This window comes from Homoserinimonas sedimenticola, from assembly GCF_026094475.1.
Taxonomy (GTDB): domain Bacteria; phylum Actinomycetota; class Actinomycetes; order Actinomycetales; family Microbacteriaceae; genus Homoserinimonas; species Homoserinimonas sedimenticola.
The window spans coordinates 2097181-2117156 of sequence record NZ_JAPELL010000001.1 but is presented as its reverse complement, the minus strand read 5'-3'; the positions used below and the strand labels follow the sequence as shown (position 1 = coordinate 2117156).

At 67.8% G+C, this 19976-nt stretch carries 18 protein-coding genes; 12 read left to right on the top strand and 6 right to left on the bottom strand.

Features of this window, described 5'->3' with window-relative positions; all coding sequences use genetic code 11:
• The first annotated feature begins 135 nt into the window (after window positions 1-135).
• A complete protein-coding gene (gene phoU, locus OH146_RS10120; RefSeq protein ID WP_265160057.1) occupies window positions 136-789 on the top strand; it encodes a phosphate signaling complex protein PhoU in 654 nt (217 codons plus the stop codon).
• Window positions 790-880: 91 nt separating this feature from the next.
• On the opposite strand, the gene OH146_RS10115 is transcribed toward phoU, so the two are convergent.
• The 5 genes from OH146_RS10115 to OH146_RS10095 all read right to left on the bottom strand — a co-directional run bounded on the left by OH146_RS10115 (window position 881) and on the right by OH146_RS10095 (window position 4946).
• Window positions 881-1627: a phosphoglyceromutase gene (locus OH146_RS10115; RefSeq protein ID WP_265160054.1), complete on the bottom strand. Its 747-nt coding sequence runs from the start codon at window positions 1625-1627 to the stop codon at window positions 881-883.
• A 27-nt stretch (window positions 1628-1654) separates the two neighbouring features.
• On the bottom strand, window positions 1655-2755 hold the full coding sequence (locus tag OH146_RS10110; protein ID WP_265160052.1) for an FUSC family protein: 1101 nt from the start codon (window positions 2753-2755) through the stop codon (window positions 1655-1657).
• Window positions 2756-2760: 5 nt separating this feature from the next.
• A complete protein-coding gene (gene ygfZ / locus OH146_RS10105) occupies window positions 2761-3891 on the bottom strand; it encodes a CAF17-like 4Fe-4S cluster assembly/insertion protein YgfZ (protein WP_265160050.1) in 1131 nt (376 codons plus the stop codon).
• On the bottom strand, window positions 3881-4486 hold the full coding sequence (locus OH146_RS10100) for a heme-binding beta-barrel domain-containing protein (RefSeq protein ID WP_265160047.1): 606 nt from the start codon (window positions 4484-4486) through the stop codon (window positions 3881-3883). Before OH146_RS10100 ends, ygfZ begins: the two co-directional genes overlap by 11 nt.
• Window positions 4487-4646: 160 nt before the next feature.
• Entirely contained in the window at window positions 4647-4946 is a 300-nt protein-coding gene (locus OH146_RS10095; RefSeq protein WP_265160045.1) for a hypothetical protein, read from the bottom strand.
• 104 nt (window positions 4947-5050) lie between these two features.
• Here OH146_RS10095 and OH146_RS10090 point away from each other — a divergent pair, with 104 nt between their 5' ends.
• The gene (locus tag OH146_RS10090; RefSeq protein WP_265160042.1) at window positions 5051-5722 is read left to right on the top strand and encodes a winged helix-turn-helix transcriptional regulator; all 672 of its coding nucleotides are present in this window, start codon (window positions 5051-5053) and stop codon (window positions 5720-5722) included.
• On the top strand, window positions 5715-6542 hold the full coding sequence (gene mshD / locus OH146_RS10085) for a mycothiol synthase (RefSeq protein ID WP_265160040.1): 828 nt from the start codon (window positions 5715-5717) through the stop codon (window positions 6540-6542). Before OH146_RS10090 ends, mshD begins: the two co-directional genes overlap by 8 nt.
• Window positions 6543-6549: 7 nt before the next feature.
• Here the strand turns inward: mshD and OH146_RS13980 are convergent, their stop codons facing one another.
• Window positions 6550-7143 carry a TetR/AcrR family transcriptional regulator gene (locus OH146_RS13980; protein WP_265160037.1) on the bottom strand — a complete coding sequence of 198 codons (594 nt, stop codon included), beginning with the start codon at window positions 7141-7143 and terminating at the stop codon, window positions 6550-6552.
• Window positions 7144-7276: 133 nt separating this feature from the next.
• Between OH146_RS13980 and OH146_RS10075 the strand changes: the two genes are divergently transcribed.
• The 9 genes from OH146_RS10075 to pstS all read left to right on the top strand — a co-directional run bounded on the left by OH146_RS10075 (window position 7277) and on the right by pstS (window position 19851).
• Window positions 7277-8809 (top strand): ABC transporter substrate-binding protein, encoded by a 1533-nt coding sequence (locus OH146_RS10075; protein WP_265160034.1) that lies wholly within the window; start codon window positions 7277-7279, stop codon window positions 8807-8809.
• 82 nt (window positions 8810-8891) lie between these two features.
• Window positions 8892-9833, top strand: a complete 942-nt coding sequence (locus OH146_RS10070; RefSeq protein WP_265160032.1) for an ABC transporter permease — start codon at window positions 8892-8894, stop codon at window positions 9831-9833.
• Entirely contained in the window at window positions 9830-11620 is a 1791-nt protein-coding gene (locus OH146_RS10065) for a dipeptide/oligopeptide/nickel ABC transporter permease/ATP-binding protein (RefSeq protein WP_265160031.1), read from the top strand. Before OH146_RS10070 ends, OH146_RS10065 begins: the two co-directional genes overlap by 4 nt.
• The gene (locus OH146_RS10060) at window positions 11617-12534 is read left to right on the top strand and encodes an ATP-binding cassette domain-containing protein (RefSeq protein WP_265160029.1); all 918 of its coding nucleotides are present in this window, start codon (window positions 11617-11619) and stop codon (window positions 12532-12534) included. The genes OH146_RS10065 and OH146_RS10060 overlap by 4 nt, the downstream gene beginning before the upstream one ends.
• On the top strand, window positions 12531-14279 hold the full coding sequence (locus OH146_RS10055) for a glycoside hydrolase family 3 protein (protein WP_265160027.1): 1749 nt from the start codon (window positions 12531-12533) through the stop codon (window positions 14277-14279). The genes OH146_RS10060 and OH146_RS10055 overlap by 4 nt, the downstream gene beginning before the upstream one ends.
• Window positions 14280-14317: 38 nt before the next feature.
• Complete coding sequence (locus tag OH146_RS10050) at window positions 14318-16495, top strand: RNA degradosome polyphosphate kinase (RefSeq protein WP_265160025.1); 2178 nt, start codon at window positions 14318-14320, stop codon at window positions 16493-16495.
• Window positions 16492-17448, top strand: a complete 957-nt coding sequence (locus OH146_RS10045) for an NUDIX hydrolase (RefSeq protein WP_265160022.1) — start codon at window positions 16492-16494, stop codon at window positions 17446-17448. The genes OH146_RS10050 and OH146_RS10045 overlap by 4 nt, the downstream gene beginning before the upstream one ends.
• A 78-nt stretch (window positions 17449-17526) precedes the next feature.
• On the top strand, window positions 17527-18573 hold the full coding sequence (locus OH146_RS10040; RefSeq protein WP_265160020.1) for a phosphate ABC transporter substrate-binding protein PstS: 1047 nt from the start codon (window positions 17527-17529) through the stop codon (window positions 18571-18573).
• A 174-nt stretch (window positions 18574-18747) separates the two neighbouring features.
• Entirely contained in the window at window positions 18748-19851 is a 1104-nt protein-coding gene (pstS, locus tag OH146_RS10035) for a phosphate ABC transporter substrate-binding protein PstS (protein ID WP_265160018.1), read from the top strand.
• Window positions 19852-19976: the final 125 nt, after the last annotated feature.

Sequence of the window (19976 nt, the reverse complement as noted above, 5' to 3'; positions counted from 1 at the left end):
TCCAAGCAGGTTCGGCCGCAGACGCCGAGGTGTTCAACGGATGCTCACCGCGCGTTAACCTCGCGGAGACAGGATGGCCGGGATTGTGCGGGGACGCCCCCGCCGCACCGAACCGCGAGGAATGAGGAACCGCCGATGCGCGAAGTTTTCCAGCAGGAGCTCCAGGAAGTTCAGGAGCGCCTCGTCGAGATCGCGAGCCTCGTGGCGATATCCATCGAGAATGCGACGCGCGCCTTCAGCGAGTCCAACGTCTCCCTCGCGGAGGCGGTCATCGCCGACGACGACAAGATCGACGAACTCGCCATCAGCCTCGACGAACTGGCCATCAACATCCTCGCCCGCCAGCAGCCCGTCGCCCGCGACCTTCGCATCGTCGTCAGCGCGCTACGCATCTCCGCCTCCCTCGAGCGGATGGGGGACATGGCCGAGCACATCGCGCAGCTCGCCCGTTACCGCTTCCCCGAGAAGGTCGTGCCCAAGACGCTCCGGCCCACCTTCGCGGAGATGGGCCAGCTCGATGTGGCGATGGCCCGCAAGCTCGCCGAGCTCCTGCGCACGGAGGACGTGCGTCTCGCGGAGGAGATTCGCAACGACGACGACAAGGTCGACGCGCTGCACCTCAGCGTCTTCGACACCGTGCTGGGCGAGAAGTGGAAGGGCGGCGCGGAGGACACGGTCGACGCAACCCTCGCCTCGCGCTACCACGAGCGCTTCGCCGACCACGCCGTCTCGATCGCGAAGAAGGTGCAGTACCTCGCGACGGGCGACTGGATCCCCGTCGAGGACTGACGCGGCTCCCCTCGCGCCTGAATGACGAGAAGGGGCCCTTCCCACCACGCGGGAAGGGCCCCTTCTCGGTTCTCAGTTGCCTGCCGGGCGGCTAGTGCTTCGAACCCTGCGCCGCGACGGCCGCGGCACCAGCGGCGGCCGCCTCCGGGTCGAGGTAGCGCGAGGGCGCGACCGGCATGAAGTCCTCGCCGAGTTCATAGACGAGCGGGATGCCCGTGGGGATGTTGAGGGCCGCGATGTCGTCGTCCGAGATGCCGTCCAGGTGCTTGACGAGGGCGCGCAGCGAGTTGCCGTGCGCCGTCACGAGCACGTTCTTGCCCGCCGCAAGGTCGGGCGTGATGTCGGACTCCCAGTAGGGCAGCATCCGCTCGATGACGTCCTTGAGGCATTCCGTGCGAGGAAGGTCGTCGCCCAGGCCCGCGTAGCGCACGTCGTGGGCCTGCGAGAACTCGCTGTCGTCGTCGAGGGGCGGCGGGGGCGTGTCGAAGCTGCGGCGCCACGTCATGAAGAGCTCCTCGCCGTACTTCTCCAGCGTGTCGGCCTTGTTGAGCCCCTGGAGGGCGCCGTAGTGGCGCTCGTTGAGCCGCCAGTGACGAGTCACGTCGATCCAGTCGCGGTCGCACGCCTCGAGGGCGAGGTTAGCCGTGTGAATCGCACGCTTGAGGAGCGAGGTGTGCAGGATGTCGGGCAGCAGACCCGCCTCCGCCATGAGCTCGCCCGCGCGGCGACCCTCGGCGCGGCCCTCCTCCGTGAGTGGCACGTCCACCCACCCGGTGAAGAGGTTCTTCTCGTTCCAGTCGCTGCGGCCATGACGAAGGAGGATGAGCGTGTAGGTCATGCGGCAAGTGTACTGAGCCGTGGCCGATCAAACCTCGGGAAGTAGGGCACGCGCCTCATCCGCCTGCATGCCCGTCGCCACCAGCAGGTCGACCGCGAGGGGACGTATGAGGTGGACGATGATCGAGGTGGGCATCCGTGCACCCGGGAGCGTCGCTGCGGGGTCGAGCGTGGGCATGATCTCCAGCAGCACATCGCGGGCCTGAAGGGCGAGAGCGGGGTCCTGCACGCTCTCACCGAGCAGGGCCACCGCCTCCGCGATCGGCTCGAACAGGGCGGCGAGCGCCGGCCTGCGCTCCCCGTCGCGCACGAGGAACGCGACGCGGCGCGTGATGACCCGCAGGTGGCGCGCCGCGAGGTCGAGGCCCGTCAGTACGTCTGACTGGTATCGCAGCGTGGGCAGGTGCCTGCGCAGGAAGGGCGAGATGCGGGCGATCGCGATGGCGGATTCCTGCGACTGCGACCACGCGTCGAGGAAGCCCTGGGTGCGCCGAAGGCGCGTAAGTGCCAGGCTCGCCGCCGGCTCGTGGGCGTCACGCAGGGCCTCGATGAGGGAGTCGAGGGACTCGCGCAGCGTCGCGACCATGCGCCGGGCATCCCGTCGCGCAATGCGCCGCGGGTCGCGCGGAAACAGCGCCGTGACGGCGAGCGCCACGACCCCGCCGACGAGACCGTCGACGCTTCGCGTGAAGACGCCCCCGTCGGGGGCCGGCATGACCATGACCAGGGTCGCCTGAACGCCCGCAGCGATCGCGAAGGGCGCGCTCGGCGACAGCAGCCGCGCCACCAGCAGGGTGAGGGCCAGCACGAGCGCGATCTGCCACCACCCGCTTCCCACGATGAGGAAGGCGACTTCGCTCAACACGATGCCCGTGAGGATGCCGATGGCCGACTCGAGGACGCGCTTGGGTCTCGCGTCGCGGGAGAAGCCGAGGATCGTGATGGTGGAGATGAGGGCGACTGCCGGAGTGCTGTGGTCCAGCAGGTCGTGGGTGATCACGTAGGCGAGGGTCGCCGCGATGACGATCTGCAGGACGGCGGGCAGGGACTCGCCGGCGCGGGCGAGGGCGGCGCGCGTGTCGAGACGTCGGTTGAGTCGGCGCTCGAGGCGGCCACCGGGGTCGGGCATTGCGATTACGCCGTGGGCCTGCTGGGACGCGTGGCGGCGCCGAGCCGGGGAACCCGTTGCACCTGCGCCGTCGCTCCCGCCCCGGGAGGAACGATGACCTCCTGCCCCGCCGCGACGCTTCCCTCCTCCGTGACGACCGTGAGGGTCGCCGCCGGATCGGCGGAACGCTTGACGACCGCGAGCGCCACCGGGCCCAGCTCGTGATGGCGCCCGACCGAGGTCACCTCCCCGATCGCGCGATCGTCGAGCATGACGGCGTCGCCGCGCCGGGGAAGGATCGCGTCGGAACCATCGAGGTGCAGCATCACGAGCCGCCTCGGCGGGTGGCCGAGATTGTGCACCTTGGCGACCGTCTCCTGGCCGCGGTAGCACCCCTTGCTGAGGTGCACCGCGGTGCGCAACCAGTCGAGCTCGTGGGGGATGCTGCGCTCGTCGACCTCGTTCGCGAAACGCGGCCGCCACGCGGCGATGCGCAGCGCCTCGAGTGCGAGCACGCCCGCGGCCGGGGCATCCGTCGCCGCGAGAGCGGAACGCGGCACGAGCACCTCGCGGTAGTCGAAGGAGCCCGCCGGATGCTCGTCCCCCGCGTACTGCCATCCGCCCGAGACAACGCTCGGCCACGGGTCGCGCCACACGAGCGGCAGCCCCGCGCCCATGGCGGGCTCGACCCCGAGGGTGCCGGGCTCCGCGAGGAGGCCGAGGGTCGCGACATCCGCCGACCGGTCGTCGATCTCGACCCGCATCATGAAGCGCATGCGAAGAAGCCACGCCATGAGCGGTTCGACCTGCGCGGCATCGAGGAGGAGCCAGGTGGACTCGCCGTCATCGATGAGGCGCGCCGCGTGCTCGATGTGTCCGTGGGGGTCGAGGATGAGGGTCTCGGCCGAGTCGCCTGGCTGCAGCGCCGCGATCGCTTGGCTGCTGATGGAGTCGAGCCAGGTGAGGCGGTCGGGGCCCGAGAGGGTCACGACCCCGCGGTGCGAGAGGTCGACGAGCGCGCGGCCCGCCTCGAGCTCGCGCTGCTCCCGTGCCGGATCGCCGTAGTGGGCGGCAACGCCGGCATCCGCACCCTCCGCCTCGACCGCGCCGGGGCGCTTGAGCCACGGCGAACGGTAGGCGGGGGCGTCAGTCGACACGGGCGAGCCTCGCCGAGGCGTGCGAGGTGAGCTGCTGGCCGAGGGCCGCGATGTCCCACGCCCACAGCAGGTGGTTATCGACGAGACCATAGAGGCGCGTCGAGGCCGAATGCTCCTTGGCGTCCGCCGACCGCATGATGGCATCCGTCGCCAGGTCGATGCGCGGGCCCTTCACCTGGCCAAGGTAGAGCTCACTGACCCCGCCTGGATGGATGATGGAGACCTCGAGATCGAAGCCCTCCGCCGCGTTGCGCAGGGTCTCGACATCCTCTGCCGTCGAGTAGGGCTTCGCGCCGACCGCCGGAAGCATGCCAGGGCCGGGGTCACCCTCCGTCATGGGCCGTGCGAGTCGCCAATAGCCGCTCTCTGCCGTGAGGGGCGCTGCGCCCTCCGCCGTGGGGTCGACGATCCACGTCGACGAGCTGTAGTTGAGGTAGTTGCTGCCGTCGTGGCTGAAGCTCACACGCTGGCCGAATTCGAACTCCCGCGACTCACCCGCGACGGGATAGGAGACGACACCGGTGCCCTCCCAGACACCGAGTAACCACGAGAGCGGCACGAGCTCCGACGGCAGCGATGCGTCGATCTCGATCATGCGGGGCACCCCCCCGAGAAGTGTGAAGCGGATGCGGCGTCTAGCGCTGGCCGCGGAACAGGTTGTACAGAACGACGGCGGAGACCCCGCCGATCGCCAGGACGGCAAGGACCAGGAGTCCGACGTAGAAGAGTTCGAGTGCGAGCAGCATGCTCCGATTCTACCCTCCCGCCATAGCGGCGAGCGCGAGCAGACCTGTCGACGCCGCGAGGATCACGACCGACCCAGTGACACTCGCCGAGAGCCGATTGACGAAGCCCACCTTGCTGTCGAGGGCCAGCTGAAGACAGAAGGAGAGGATGGTCGAGATGGCGAGCACGATGGGGAACCACTGCAGCCGAGCATCCTCCTTCGCGAAGATCACGGTGAGCACGGCGCCCGCGACGACGACGACCCACACGACGACGACGCTCATCCACGCGGTCGCTCGGCTGGGGGCCTGGCTTTCGTCAAGCGTCATGCCCCCAATCCTGCCTCATCGCCTCCGAAAAAGGGCCTGTGGCGCCGCGTGCGCGCGACGCTGCAGCGTCTGGATAGACTTGCGACAGAATTTTGGAGGCACCGTTGGCGCAGCTGTTGATACTGACACCGGCGGTCGACAGCGAGGTACTGCCATCCCTGGCGCTTCTCAGCCACCGGGTGCGGCAGGCTCCGGCGACCCCGTCCCAACTCGTCAACGCCCCGAGCTGCGATCTCATGATGATCGACGCGCGCAAGGATCTCGCCGCAGCCAAGGCCCTGTGCAAGATTCTCAGCAACACGGGCGCAAGCGTTCCCCTCATCGCGATCGTGACCGAGGGCGGCCTCACAGCGGTCACGCCGGAGTGGAATGTCGACGACGTCGTGCTCGTGGACGCGGGCCCCGCCGAGATCGATGCGCGCATCCGTCTCGCGATCGGACGTGCGGCAGGAGACGGCGGGAACCAGAAGATCCAGGCATCCGGTGTCGTCATCGATGAGGCGAGCTACTCGGCCAAGGTGCAGGGCAAGCCGCTCGACCTCACCTTCAAGGAGTTCGAGCTGCTGCGCTTTCTCGCCAGCCACCCCTCGCGCGTGTTCACCCGTGAACAGCTGCTGAGTGAGGTGTGGGGCTACGACTACTTCGGCGGCACCCGCACGGTCGACGTGCATGTGCGGCGCCTGCGGGCAAAGCTGGGCGACCTCGAATCGCTCATCGGCACGGTGCGCAACGTCGGATACCGCTTCACGGGGCACGAAGACACCAGCGATGCGTGACAGCACGCCGGTCTGGCTCGACGGGCTCGTGACCCGCGCGACGCGCGTCGACGGGCAACCCCCCTTCTCGGACCAGTCCCGGGTGGAACTGCGCGACGGCCGCCGCGAACTGCTCGCCATCGACGAGGATGCCGCCGCAATCCTGCAGCGCGGAAACCCCGGCGAACTCGAACTCGTCGTCGACCCCGCCGCACGCCGACGCGGCCTCGGGCGCGAGCTGCTCACCCGCGCGATCGAGGCGAACCCGAGCCTGCTCGCCTGGGCACACGGCGATCACCCCGGCGCCCGCGCCCTCGCCCGCAGCACCGGCTTCACCCCCATCCGCACGCTCCTCCAACTGCGAGCTCCCGTCGCCGCCGTCACCGACACGGATGCCGCGAGCGACGCCCTCGCAGACTTCGAGCCCTTCCGCCCCGGGGTCGACGACGCCGACTGGCTCACCCTCAACGCCGCCGCCTTCGCCGGGCACCCCGAACAGGGCTCCCTTACGCAGGCGGACCTCGACGCGCGGATGGCCGAACCGTGGTTCGACCCCGAAGACCTGTTGCTGCTGCGCGACCGCGACGGGCTCGCCGCCTTCTGCTGGCTCAAGGTCGAGGGCGAGGTGGGCGAGTTCTACGTCGTGGGGGTCGACCCGAGCCGCCAGAGCGCAGGCCTGGGACGGCGGTTGGTGAGCGCCGGGCTCGCGCGGCTCGCGAGCCGCGGCATCCGCACTGCCTCGCTCTACGTCGACGCCGACAACGCCGCCGCCGTGCGCCTCTACCGCTCCTACGGTTTCGCCGACCACACGGTCGACGTGCAGTATCGACGCGAGCGCTGAACCTCGATTACAACTCTACGGTGATGAAGGCAGAGAGTGTGCGCCGAATGAGCCCGGCCTGCGATACGGCACCGTCCGAATAGAGCTTCTGCAGCTGGAACCCGTCGGACAGCGCGACGTAGGCACGCGCGGCATCCGAGGGATCCACAGCGTCGCGAAGGTGGCCCTGCTCCCGCGCGATTTCGAAGCTGCGCTCGACGTTGGAGAGCACGAACTTGTAACGATCGCGAAAGTAGGCATGGGCGGGATGATCGCGGTCAGTGGCCTCCGCCGCAAGGATCGCAAAGAGTTGGGTGAGAGCCGGTGACTCCTCGTCGCGTTGCGCGACCTCGATAAGGCCCCTGAAAAGGTCCAGGCCCTCGCGCCCTTCGAGGTGAGTGTTCGCGTCGAGGTCGCGGCGCTCGAGCACGGCGCTGAGCAGGGCTTCCTTGGTTGAAAAGTGGTGGGTCAGCCCCGGCAGGGTCAGACCCACCCGCTTGGCGATCTCGCTCATGGATGCGCTCGCGAAGCCGGCCTTGGAGAAAACATCGAACGCGGCGTCAAGAATCTCTTCGCGGCGTCGCGCGGTCTTGGCATATTCGCCGCGGCGGGCTGACTTCACTGGCACGGGATGACGCTAGCAGCGGCATCCCTAAAACAGAAACCTTTGTCGATGAAGGTTTTCGTGCTAGCGTGCCGCTGTCACCTTCTCATCCGCACCGGTGACGTCCTCATTTCCATTGGAAGGAAGTGCAATGAAGCACAGCAACACAGCATGGCGCATGTCTGCCCTCGGAGCCGTCGCCGCTCTGGCCCTCACCGGCTGCGCAACACAGGGAAACGCCAGCGACGAGAACCCCACGCTCCGCCTGGGAGTAGTTACTCCGCTCGCGTCCTTCGCGCCGTGGGAGGCCTCCTGGGCGAACCAGTCGCCGTACCTTCAGGCTGTGTATGACACCCTGCTCCACGCCGACACCGACGGCTCGATCATGCCCGCCCTCGCCACCGAGTGGTCGTATGACGACAGCCGCACGGTCGTCACGTTCACGCTGCGCGATGACGTGACGTTCAGCGACGGCACGGAGTTCACTGCGGAGGTGGCCGCCGAGAACATCCTTCGCTTCCGCGATGGAACCTCCGAGAACGCTGCCTTCCTGACGGGGGTCCAGTCGGCCGTGGCGACCGATACGCACACCCTCGTGGTGACTCTCGTAGAGCCCGACCCGGCATTCCTCATCTATATGACGCAGAACGCGGGCCTCCAGGGCTCGCCTGCCATGTGGGATGACCCTGCCGCCCAGACCGAACCGATCGGATCTGGCCCCTACCTCCTCGACGAGGAGGCCACCGTAGCGGGTTCGACCTGGGTCTTCGAGCGCAGGGACGACTATTGGGACGCCGAGAGCTACCCCTACGACGAGATCGAGATGACTCTCTACGGCGACGGCACCGCGTTGATGAACGCTGTGAAGGGTGGCCAGGTCGATGCGACTCCGCTTCAGAGCGGCACGCAGCTCGCTGAGGCAGAAGCCGCGGGATACCGCGCTGAGATCTCGGAATTCGACTGGACTGGGTTCGTGCTCGCCGACCGTGATGGAGCTGTAAATCCTGCTCTGGGCGACGTGCGCGTGCGTCAGGCCATCAATCACGCACTTGACCGCGACGGCCTCGCCGAGGCGCTCGCTGCTGGCTGGGGCACCCCGACAACCCAGATCTTCCGCCAGACGTCGGCGGCGTACGATCCGAGCCTCGATGACCGGTACCCCTACGACGTCGAGAAGGCACGTGAGCTCCTTGCCGAGGCTGGCTACCCGGACGGCTTCACCCTCGCGATGCCCAAGAGCGACTTCGTACCCGAGGCAGAGTATGCGATCTACGCTGAGCAGCTTGGAGCAATCGGCATCACCGTGGAGTGGGAGATGACGGGTGACGACCTCTTCGGTCGGATGCTCGGTGGCTCATGGGCCGCATTCCCAATGCAGCTGCAGGCCGACGCCACCGCATGGCAGGGCATCCAGTTCTCGATGCTCCCGCACTCGACGTGGAACCCCTTCAAGACGGAGGACGCGACGGTCGTCGAGCTCGCTCAGACGATCCGCATGGGTGAGGAGGGCGCCGAGGAGCAGGCAGCGGCCGCGCAGGAACTCAACGCATACATCGTCGAGCAGGCATGGTATGCCCCGGCGTTCCGCATCCAGTCCGCATACGTGACGAATGACAGCACGCGGATTGCTCGCCAGGCGGACAACGCTGTCCCCTACCTCTGGAACATCAAGCCCGCCAACTGACCGCCTCGGGACCTCGGGTCCCGCTGACCCGGGGTGCGGGGGACCACGAAACGTCGTGGTCCCCCGCATTCACAACTCGCACATGATCACATTCATCCTCCGCCGCCTCGCCACCGGGGTCGCCATGCTCGTGACGATAAGCATCACGGCTTTCGTGCTCCTTAACCTCGGAGCGACAGACACGGCCCGCCGACTCGTCGGTCAGACCGCCTCAGCCGAGATCGTGGCTCGCAAGGCGGCGGAACTCGGGCTCGACCGTCCACTCGGAGAACGCTTCTTCGAGTGGATCACAGCGGCCCTGACGGGAGACCTCGGACGCTCCTGGCAGTCTGGGCAGTCCGTCGTCGACGCGATTGCGACCCGGCTTCCCGTTACGCTCTCACTCACGATTGGCGCTGTGATCGTCTCGGCCGCGCTTGCCATCGCCCTCGGCGCCCTCGCAGCCGGCCGCCGCGGCTGGACCGACCGCGTCGTTCAAGTGCTCTCCGTCATCGGCGGCGCGATCCCCGGCTTTCTCATCGCCCTCATCCTCGTGCTCGTCTTCGCGATCTCCCTGCGGTGGTTCCCTGCCACGGGCTACGTACGCCCCGAGGATTCGCTCGGTGGATGGCTCGCCACGATCGCGCTGCCCGTGATCGCTCTCTCGATCGGAGCGATCGGGAGTGTCGCGCAGCAGGTTCGAGGCTCAATGATCGACGCCTTGCGTCATGACTACGTGCGCACACTTCGCGCACGCGGTCTTCCCCACCACCGCGTGGTCTATCGCCATGTGCTGCGCAATGCAGCCGGCCCCGCGCTCAGCACGCTCGGTCTCCAGTTCATCGTGATGTTCGGCGGGGCCGTAATCGTCGAGCAGGTGTTCTCGCTGCCGGGAATAGGCCAGAGCGCCGTCGCCGCGACCGTCGTAGGCGATGTGCCGTTCGTTATGGGAATCGTCATCGTCACCGCCATCCTCGTCGTCATCGTCAATCTCGCCGTCGACCTCTTGCAGGGATGGCTCAACCCGAAGGTGCGCCTCTCATGACCACCGCCCCTGACACCCTTGCCGTCCGCGTTCGGCGGGGACGGCAGCAACGCTCACTGGCTCATCGCATCTTGCGGAGCCCTCTCGGCGCCGCATCGCTCATCTATCTCGCGGCGGTCACTCTGATCGCGATCGTCGGCCCCGTCCTCGTGCCCTACGACCCCATGACGGCCTCGCTGCAGGATGTCTTCGCGCCACCCAGCCCTGAGCATCTTCTCGGCGCGGACAGCGCAGGGCGCGACGTTCTCTCACGACTCGTGGTCGCGACATCCTTCAGTTTGCTAGGGGCTCTCATCACCGTCGTCGTCGCTGCCGGGGTAGGCATTCCCGCCGGCCTCATCGCGGGATATCGTGGCGGCTGGTTCGACAGTCTTTCCACCTGGATCGCGGGCCTGCTGCTGTCGCTGCCGGCCATCGTGGTTCTTTTGGCGGCACGCGCCGTCGTGGGCCCCTCGCTCTGGCTCGTCATGGGAATCTTCGGTGTTCTCGTCTCGCCCTCGTACTTCCGAGTGGTCTCCAGCGCGGTCCAGGCTGTACGGGCCGAACTCTACATCGATGCGGCAAAGGTCGCCGGCCTCGGCGACGCACGCATCATCGGGCGGCACATCCTGTCTGTCGTGAGAGCACCCGCGATCCTCATGACCTCGGGAATCTTCGCGGTCGGCATCGCCATCCAGGCCAGCCTCGACTTCCTCGGCCTCGGCGACCCGACCATGCCGACGTGGGGCTCGATGTTGTCTGAGGGGTTCCGCAACATCTACCGCGACCCGACACTCCTGCTCTGGCCGAGCATCGCGATCGCCTTGACCTGCGTCGCGTTCACGCTCTTCGGAACAAGCATTCGGGACGAACTGGAGCGCACCGGTGACCGAGGGCGGGCACGCTCAGCCGCACCATGGGCGGCTCCCGCCACCCGCCCTGCCGCGCCCGAGCGCCACGACAGCGGGCACGCGGAGACCGATCCGGTGCTCACCGTCTCCGAACTCTCGGTCGCCTACGATGATGGAGAGAGCGGATGGACGACCGTGGTCGACGGCGTCTCCCTTAACATCGCGAAGGGCGAAATCCACGCGCTCATCGGCGAATCGGGGTCGGGTAAGACCCAGACCGCGTGGTCGATTCTGGGTCTTCTGCCCCAGGGCGGCAGCGTTGTCGCAGGCTCCATCAAGTTTCACGGTGATGAGCTGCGTGGACTCGACCCGCACCGGCTCTCGCAACTTCGGGGACGGCACATCGGCTATGTCCCGCAGGAGCCGCTCTCCAATCTCGACCCGTCGTTCACCATCGGTCAGCAACTCACCGAGCCCCTTCGTGTCGTGCTCGGCATGAATCGCGCGGCAGCGCGCGATCGTGCCTTGCAATTGCTTGAGCGGGTGGGGATTGTCGACCCCCAGCGCACCTACGACTCCTATCCACACCTAATTTCGGGCGGTATGGCGCAGCGCGTACTCATCGCCGGTGCTGTTGCGTGCGAGCCCGACCTCATCATCGCCGACGAGCCGACAACCGCTCTCGACGTCACGGTTCAGGCAGAGATTCTGGATCTTCTGCGCGAACTGCAAAGCGAGGCGGGCGTCGCCATGCTGCTCGTCACCCATAACTTCGGCGTCGTCGCCGACCTCGCCGATCGGATCTCGGTCATGCGCAACGGTTCCATCGTCGAGACCGGCCCGACAGCAGAACTCTTCGACTCACCGCGGCATGACTACACCAAGAGCCTGTTTGACGCGCTCCTTGATGACGCGCCCGCCCGCGGCGCCTGGACCCCTCGGGAGGTACGCGCGTGAGCACCACGCTGGCGAACGTGGACACGGATGGGACTCCGAGCGGCTCGTCCACGCCTCTGCTCGAGATCCGTGACCTTTCCGTTGCCTATCAGGGACGAGGCCTAGCTCGACGCCGCATCCCCGTGCTACACGGGGTCAGCCTCGACATCCGGCCCGGCGAGACGGTGGGCCTCGTCGGCGAATCTGGATCAGGGAAGTCAACACTCGGCCGCGCCGTGCTTGGCCTCGCGCCCGTCACGGGCGGCGGCATCGAGTTCGACGGCGAAGACATCGCGCATGCATCTGCCGCGCGACGACGTGAGTTGGCCGCCGACATCCAGGTCGTGTTCCAGGATCCTTACTCGTCCCTCAGCCCAACGCTGTCGATTGGCGACACCCTCTCTGAGCCGCTGCGGGCGCGGGGGGTGACGCGTCGGGATGCCGAAGCGCGCATCGCCGAGCTTCTGGACCTCGTGCACCTTCCAAAGGATGCCGTGCGGCGTCTCCCGCGCGAGTTCAGCGGCGGTCAGCGCCAGCGGGTCGCCATCGCGCGCGCCCTCGCACTCGAGCCGCGTCTCATCGTGTGCGACGAGCCGGTCTCGGCGCTCGACCTCACAACCCAGGCGAGGGTGCTGGAGCTCTTCCTCGAAGTGCAGAACCGAACGGATGTCGCCTACCTCTTCATCTCGCACGACCTCAGCGTCGTTCGCCACATGAGCCACCGCGTCTCAGTCCTGTACCGCGGCGAGATCGTGGAGTCGGGCGACGGTGCTTCCGTGACTTCGGCTCCCGAGCACCCATACACCCAGCGGCTTCTGCTCGCCGCTCCCGTCGCCGATCCCGCCGTTCAGGCGCAGCGACGAGAAGCGCTTGCCCGCGCTCGCGCCACGGAGACCAGCGGCAACCAGGCCCCCGCGAAAGGAACCACCCGATGACCGACACCGTCGCGCCGAGCGTCTCCTCGGTTCTTGGCCAACTCACCCTCGAGGAGAAGGTCGGGTTGCTCGTGCACCCCATGGCCATCATCTTCCCGGGCGCTGACTTCGACGCGCCCTCGATCGTCGGGCCGAGCATCCGCGAGCTCGTGCAGGAGCGGCACGTGCGCTACATGTGCCTTGGCGCTCCGACAACACCCGAGCAGACTGCCGAGATTGCGGGGCGCGTGCAGGAACTCGCATCAGGCAGCCCGAGCGGGCTTCCTGTGGTCTTCTCGACGGACCCTCGGCACTCCTTCCTCGATGTAGGCGGCGCCGCGCACTCGGCGAGCGGCGTGTCGCAGTGGCCTGAGGCGCTCGGCCTCGGAGCGATCGGCGACCCGGAGCTCGTGCGCCGCTATGCCGAGATCGTGCGCGACGACTACCTCGCTATGGGCATCCGGATGGCCCTCCACCCCCAAGTGGACCTCACGACGGAACCGCGGTGGCCACGCCAAGCGCAGAGCTTCGGCTCCGACCCCGCCCTCACCTCCCGGCTGCTTACGGCCTACCTCGCGGGGCTGCAGGGCACCGATCCGGGCAGCTACGCGGTCGCCACGACGACGAAGCATTTTCCCGGCGGAGGCCCGCAGCTCCGAGGCGACGATCCGCACTTCCCCTACGGTCGAGAGCAGGTCTACCCGGGGGGCCGCTTCGACGACCACCTCGCTCCCTTCCGTGCTGCCATCGAGGCTGGTGCCGCGGCGATCATGCCCTACTACGGCATGCCTGTCGGACTGCAGCTCGACGGCACCGCGGTCGAGGAAGTCGGCTTCGCCTTCAATCGTCAGATCATCACGGGCCTCCTGCGCGAGAAGCTCGGCTATGACGGCGTCGTGCTGAGCGATTTCGGGCTCGTCGAGGACCAGGAGATCTTCGGCAAGCCTCTCCCCGCGCGCGCCTGGGGTGTCGAACATCTGTCGCCTGCCGACCGGGTGCTGCGTCTCTTCGACGCCGGAATCGACCAGCTAGGCGGCGTTTTCTGCACCGATACCGTGCTCGACCTGGTGCGGGAGGGCCGTCTCAGCGAGGAGCGCATCGATCAGTCCGCTCGTCGCGTCCTCGCGCTGCATGAGAAGCTCGGCGCGTGGAAGGTGCCGTCGCTCCCTGCTGCCCCGACGGAGTCGGCTCCGCGTGACCATATCCTTCTGGGAGCCGCGACGCAGGCGCGAGCGGTGACCGTCCTCAGCAACGACGAGGTGGATGGACATCCGCTCCTTCCTCTCAGCCGGAACGCCCGGGTGCACTTGGTCGGCATCTCCTCGGATGCACTCCCCGAGCACCTGACCGCCTCGATCGCCGAGGATGCCGACCTTGCCATCATGCGCGTCCGGGCACCATTCGAACGCCGCGACGACTACGCCCTTGAGGGCGACATGGAGCACGGTTCGCTCGAGTTCGACGACGCGTTGATCGCCCAGATTGCCGACCTCGCCCGACTCGTTCCCGTCGTGCTCAGCGTGACGCTGAGCAGGCCGGCGATCCTCACGCCGCTCCTCGAGCACACGGCCGCGATCGTGGGAGAATTCGGTGCGACGGATGCCGCCCTCCTCGAAGCGCTCACCGGTTCCATCTCTCCCGACGGGCGCCTGCCGTTCGACCTCCCGCGCAGCAGCAGGGCTGTCGAGGCGAGCAGCCCGGATGTCGCGGGCGACATCGATCCGCTGTTCCGCCGCGGCTGGGGGCTCAGACTCATCCGCCGCTGATTCACCAAATGGCAACCTGCCGGTGCCAAGATGACCCAATGGATGGCGAACAGATCCTCGACGACACCGGTCTCGCGACCGAAAGCCTCGACGACGACTACGACGGACCCGTCGCCGACGGAGGCGACCTGCCCGCCGACCGCTATCTCGACCGCGAACTGAGCTGGCTCGCGTTCAACACGCGCGTGCTCGAGCTCGCCGAAGACCCGCACCTGCCCCTGCTGGAACGCGTCAACTTCCTCGCCATCTTCGCGAGCAACCTCGACGAGTTCTTCATGGTGCGGGTCGCGGGCCTCAAGCGCCGCATCGCGACCGGCATCGCCGTGCCCACCAACATCGGGCGCGCCCCCGCCGACGTGCTCGCGAGCATCAGCGAGAAGGCGCACGAACTGCAGGAGCGGCACGCGCTCGCGTTCCGCGACATCCTCAAGCCCGCCCTCGACGACGCCGGCATCCACATCGAAGCGTGGGCCGACCTGAACGAGGAGGACCGGGACCGGGTCGACGACATCTTTGCCAGCAAGATCTTCCCCGTGCTCATGCCGCTCGCGGTCGACCCGGCACATCCGTTCCCCTACATCTCGGGGCTCTCGCTCAACCTCGCTGTGCGCGTGCGCAACCCCAAGACGGGCAAGGAGCAGTTTGCCCGCATCAAGGTGCCGACCATCCTGCCCCGCTTCGTGCAGCTCCCCGACGACGAGCGCGGCCTGCTGCGCTTCATCCCCATTGAGGACCTCATCTCCAACCACCTGGAGGAGTTGTTCCCGGGGATGGAGATTCTCGACCACCACGAGTTCCGCGTCACCCGCAATGAAGATGTCGAGATCGACGAAGACGAGTCGGAGAACCTCATCCAGAGCCTCGAGCGCGAACTGCTGCGACGACGCTTCGGTCCGCCCATCCGGCTGGAGATCACCGACGACATGGATGACCGCACGCTCGACCTACTCGTGCGGGAGCTCGGGGTGACGCAGCAGGAGGTCTACCGGCTGCCCGCGCCTCTCGACCTCGGCGGCCTCTTCGAGGTCTTCAAGATCGACCGGCCCTCCCTCAAGTTCCGCAAGCATGTGCCGACGACCAGCTCGGCGCTCATGCCCGCCGAGCCCGGCGCGCAGCCGGACATCTTCGCCTCCATCAAGCGTGGCGACGTGCTCGTGCATCACCCCTATGAGTCGTTCGCGACAAGTGTGCAGGCCTTCATTGAGCAGGCCGCCGCCGACCCCGCCGTGCTCGCCATCAAGCAGACGCTCTACCGCACGAGCGGTGACAGCCCCATCGTCGAAGCCCTCATCGACGCCGCGGAGGCGGGCAAGGCCGTGCTCGCGCTCGTCGAGATCAAGGCGCGCTTCGACGAGCAGGCCAACATCACGTGGGCCCGCAAGCTCGAGAAGGCGGGCGTGCACGTCGTCTACGGCCTCGTCGGGCTCAAGACCCACTGCAAGCTCGCCCTCGTCGTGCGCCAGGAGAAGGACGGCAGCCTCACCAACTACAGCCACATCGGCACCGGCAACTACAACCCCAAGACGAGCCGCGTCTACGAGGACCTCGGGCTCTTCACGGCCGACCCCATCGTGGGCCGCGACCTCACGCGCCTCTTCAACGAGCTCTCGGGCTACGCGATCGAGAAGAAGTTCAAACGGCTCCTCGTCGCCCCCCTGCACCTGCGCAAGGGGCTCATCAAGCGCATCGACGCGGAACGAGCCAACGCGCTCGCGGGCAAGGCCAGCGGCATCCGCATCAAGCTCAACTCGATCGTCGACGAGGAGATCATCGACGCCCTCTACCGGGCGAGCCAGGCGGGCGTGCCCGTCGATCTCGTCATCCGCGGCATCTGCGGCATTAAGCCGGGCGTCCCCGGCCTGAGTGAGAGCATCCGCGTGCGTTCGATCCTGGGCCGCTATCTCGAGCACTCACGCATCTTCTGGTTCGAGAACGACGGAGATCCCCAGGCCTACATCGGCAGCGCCGACATGATGCACCGCAACCTCGACCGTCGCGTCGAAGCCCTCGTGCGCCTCGAGGACTCCGAGCACCTCGAGCGGGTGACCATGATCTTCGACACCGCGATGTCGGATGCCACGGCCTCCTGGCGCCTCGAAGCGGATGGGTCTTGGCACCGGCAGAACCGTGGCGACGACGGGGAGGCCCTCGCCGACATGCAGAATGTCGTCATGAAGTATGTCGCGTCACGCCGCCGCCCGGGTGCCACCCGATGAGCCCTCAGCCGCCCGTCCTCGCCGCGGGAGCGCTCTGCTGGCGCGTCGTCGACGGCAAGATCCGGGTGCTGCTCGTGCACCGCGAGCACCACGACGACATCTCCCTGCCCAAGGGCAAGGTCGACCCGGGCGAGAGCCTCCCCGAGACGGCCGCCCGCGAGATCGAGGAGGAGACGGGTCTCGCGATCGCGCTCGGCGCCCCCCTCGGCACGACCGAGTACACCCTGCCCGGCGGGCGCGACAAGATCGTGCACTACTGGACGGCCGAGGTCGACGAGGCAACCCTCGCCGCCTCGACTTTCTCTCCCAACGACGAGATCGCAAAGCTCGAATGGGTCTCCGTCAAGAAGGCACGTAAGGCGCTCAGCTACTCGCACGACCGCGACGTACTCGACCGCTTCGTTGCCCGTATGGAGAACGACACCCTGCGCACCTTCGCCGTCATCGCCCTCCGTCACGGCAAGGCCGTCTCCGGCCACTCCTTCGACGGCGTCGACGCGGAGCGCGGCCTGCTCCCCCAGGGCAAGCAGCAGGCGGATGCCGCGGCCCGCGCGATCGCCGCCTACCGGCCGCGCAAGCTCGTGACGAGCGACGCCACCCGCTGCGTCAAGACGATCAAGCCACTCGCGAAACTCACCCGCCTGCCGGTGACGGAAACGCACAAGATCAGCCAGGACGCCTGGGAGAACGGCGGGGCGGATGTCGCGGCGGTCGTCGCGAAGCGACTCGCGAAGCGCCGCACGAGCGTGCTGTGCAGCCACGGACCAGTGCTCCCCGAGATCGTGGAACAGGTGGCACGGCAGAGCAACACCGCCCTCGATCGCTCGCTGCGAGCATCCGCCATGCTCGACACGGGCGCCTTCGCGGTCATGCATCTCTCGTCGGAGCGGCCGGACGCCGGCATCATCGCCCTCGAGGTGCACTCGCCGGGACGGGGAACCTCGGAGCACTGATGGAGCAGCATTCGTTAACCTGTTCAGGTGACTCTTGAGGCGACACGGCGGCGACGGCTAAGCACGGCACTACTCTCCATGGCTGCGGCGAGCACGCTCCTCACCTCCTGCGCCGTCAATGAGCCCCGCCCCGGGGACGACGTCGGCGGCTTCGAGGGGATCGTCGTAGGGGCCGGGTCGAGCGCGCAGCAGGCGGCACAGGAGGCGTGGACGGTCGGCTTCCAGAACGAGAACCCGCGGGCGACAGTCGAGTATGACCCCACGGGTTCGGGCGCGGGGCGCGACATCTTCATCGCGGGCGGCAGTTCGTTCGCAGGCTCAGATCGGGCCTTCACGGTCGAGGAGCTCGAGAGCGAAAGCTTCGCCGCGTGCACGGAGGGCTCCAACATCATCGAACTGCCCGCCTACATCTCGCCCATCGCGATCGCCTTCACCCTCGAAGGCATCGACACGCTCCAGCTGCGTCCCGACACGATCGCGCGCATCTTCACGGGCGAGATCACCAGGTGGAACGATCCGGCGATCGTCGCGGACAACCCGGGCGTCAGCCTGCCCGACCAGGTCATCACCCCCATCCACCGCTCTGACGACTCCGGCGTGACCGAGAACTTCACCGAGTACCTTGCGGCCGCGGCATCCGAGGCATGGCCCTACGAGCCGAGCGGCGAGTGGCCGCTCGAGGGCGAGGCCGCGCAGGGAACCTCCGGCGTCGTGAGCGCCCTCACCAACAGCTCGGGCGCGATCGGCTACATCGACGCCTCACGCGCGGGCGACCTCGGCGTCGTGTCGGTGGGCGTCGGCGGCCAGTTCGTGCCCTACTCCTCTGAGGCGGCCGCCGCCATCATCGACGCCTCCCCCGTCGGCGAGCACCGCACCGAGGGCGACCTCGCGGTCGAGATCGACCGCACCTCGACCGCACCCGGCGTCTACCCCATCGTGCTCGTGAGCTACCTCATCGCCTGCGACGACTACCTCGACGAGAGCGACGCCGAACTCGTGCGCGCCTACTTCGCACACGCCATCAGCGACGAGGGACAGCAGCAGGCCGCGGATGCCGCGGGCTCAGCCCCCATCTCCCCCACCCTCGCCGAGCGTGCTGCGAGCGCCGTCGCGCTCATCGACTGAGGGTCGCCCCGCTCCTAATCGCACGCGCGATCGTCGGACAGCCCGCGCCACACGCTGTTCGCGACTCGTTCACCGCGCGTTCACCATCTATGGCAACGCTGGTCAACACGCGTTCGTAGCGTCGCTCGCGGGCCTGCACCGGGCCTGACACCTCACATTCCCGAAAGGAAATCCGTGAACATCACGCGCAACGCCAAGCGCTGGGGCAGCCTCGCTGCCATCGCCATCGCCGGCTCTGTCGTCCTGTCCTCGTGCGCAGCCAACGAGCCCAACGCCGACAACACCGATTCCGAGAGCACCCTCTCCGGCACGCTCGTCGGCGGCGGCGCCTCGTCGCAGCAGACCGCCCAGGAGGCCTGGGTCGCCGCGTTCCAGGACATGCACCCCGAGGTGACGGTCGAGTACGACCCGACCGGTTCGGGCACGGGCCGTGACAACTTCATCGCCGGCGCCAACTGGTTCACCGGTTCCGACCGCGCGTTCGACAACGAGGAGCTCGCCGAGGACAACTTCGCCGGCTGCGTTCCCGGCACGCCGATCATTGAGATCCCCGCCTACATCTCGCCGATCGCGATCATCTTCAACCTCGAGGGCGTCGACACGCTCAACCTCGACGCGGCCACGATCGCCAGAATCTTCAAGGGTGAGATCACCCAGTGGAACGACGAGGCCATCGCGTCGCAGAACCCCGACGTCGAGCTTCCCGCCACGCCCATCACCGCTGTGCACCGCAGCGACGAGTCGGGCACGACCGAGAACTTCGCCGACTACCTCGCGGCCGCTGCTCCCGAGGTCTGGACCGCTGAGGTCAGCGGCGACTGGGCCTGGGAGGGCGGCGAGGCCGCTCAGGGCACCTCGGGCGTCGTTGACACCGTCTCCGGTGGCGAGGGCACGATCGGCTACGCCGACGCCTCCCGCGCCGGTGACCTCGGCACGGTCGCGGTGAAGGTCGGCGAGGAATACGTCGACTACTCCGCCGAGGCCGCCGCTGCCATCGTCGACGCATCCCCCATGGTCGAGGGCCGCGAGGACGTCGACCTCGCGATCGAGCTCGACCGGACCAGCACCGCCGAGGGCGTGTACCCGATCGTGCTCGTCAGCTACCTCATCGCGTGCTCCGAGTACGAGGACGCTGAGCGCGCCGAGCTCGTGAAGCCCTACCTCGAGTACGTGATCAGCGACGAGGGCCAGGCCGTCGCCGCCGAGGCCGCAGGCATCGCGCCCATCTCGGTCGACCTCTACGAGCGCGCGCAGGCCGCCGTCGAGCAGATCAGCTAAGTAACACCCACCACAGCTGCCCGGTGTCCCCTCGTGTTGTGCGAGCAGGGGGCACCGGGCAGACTGGGGATGTGACCGAGTTCGCCTCCCCGCACCGCCCGAACACCGCAACCACACAGCAGGGG

Excerpts from the sequence above, each read along its gene's own strand:
- phoU (WP_265160057.1), top strand. The coding sequence starts at position 136 with ATGCGCGAAGTTTTCCAGCAGGAGCTCCAGGAAGTTCAGGAGCGCCTC.
- OH146_RS10115 (WP_265160054.1), bottom strand. The coding sequence starts at position 1,627 with ATGACCTACACGCTCATCCTCCTTCGTCATGGCCGCAGCGACTGGAAC.
- OH146_RS10110 (WP_265160052.1), bottom strand. The coding sequence starts at position 2,755 with ATGCCCGACCCCGGTGGCCGCCTCGAGCGCCGACTCAACCGACGTCTC.
- OH146_RS10100 (WP_265160047.1), bottom strand. The coding sequence starts at position 4,486 with ATGATCGAGATCGACGCATCGCTGCCGTCGGAGCTCGTGCCGCTCTCG.
- OH146_RS10095 (WP_265160045.1), bottom strand. The coding sequence starts at position 4,946 with ATGACGCTTGACGAAAGCCAGGCCCCCAGCCGAGCGACCGCGTGGATG.
- mshD (WP_265160040.1), top strand. The coding sequence starts at position 5,715 with ATGCGTGACAGCACGCCGGTCTGGCTCGACGGGCTCGTGACCCGCGCG.
- OH146_RS10075 (WP_265160034.1), top strand. The coding sequence starts at position 7,277 with ATGAAGCACAGCAACACAGCATGGCGCATGTCTGCCCTCGGAGCCGTC.
- OH146_RS10070 (WP_265160032.1), top strand. The coding sequence starts at position 8,892 with ATGATCACATTCATCCTCCGCCGCCTCGCCACCGGGGTCGCCATGCTC.
- OH146_RS10065 (WP_265160031.1), top strand. The coding sequence starts at position 9,830 with ATGACCACCGCCCCTGACACCCTTGCCGTCCGCGTTCGGCGGGGACGG.
- OH146_RS10055 (WP_265160027.1), top strand. The coding sequence starts at position 12,531 with ATGACCGACACCGTCGCGCCGAGCGTCTCCTCGGTTCTTGGCCAACTC.
- OH146_RS10050 (WP_265160025.1), top strand. The coding sequence starts at position 14,318 with ATGGATGGCGAACAGATCCTCGACGACACCGGTCTCGCGACCGAAAGC.
- OH146_RS10045 (WP_265160022.1), top strand. The coding sequence starts at position 16,492 with ATGAGCCCTCAGCCGCCCGTCCTCGCCGCGGGAGCGCTCTGCTGGCGC.
- OH146_RS10040 (WP_265160020.1), top strand. The coding sequence starts at position 17,527 with ATGGCTGCGGCGAGCACGCTCCTCACCTCCTGCGCCGTCAATGAGCCC.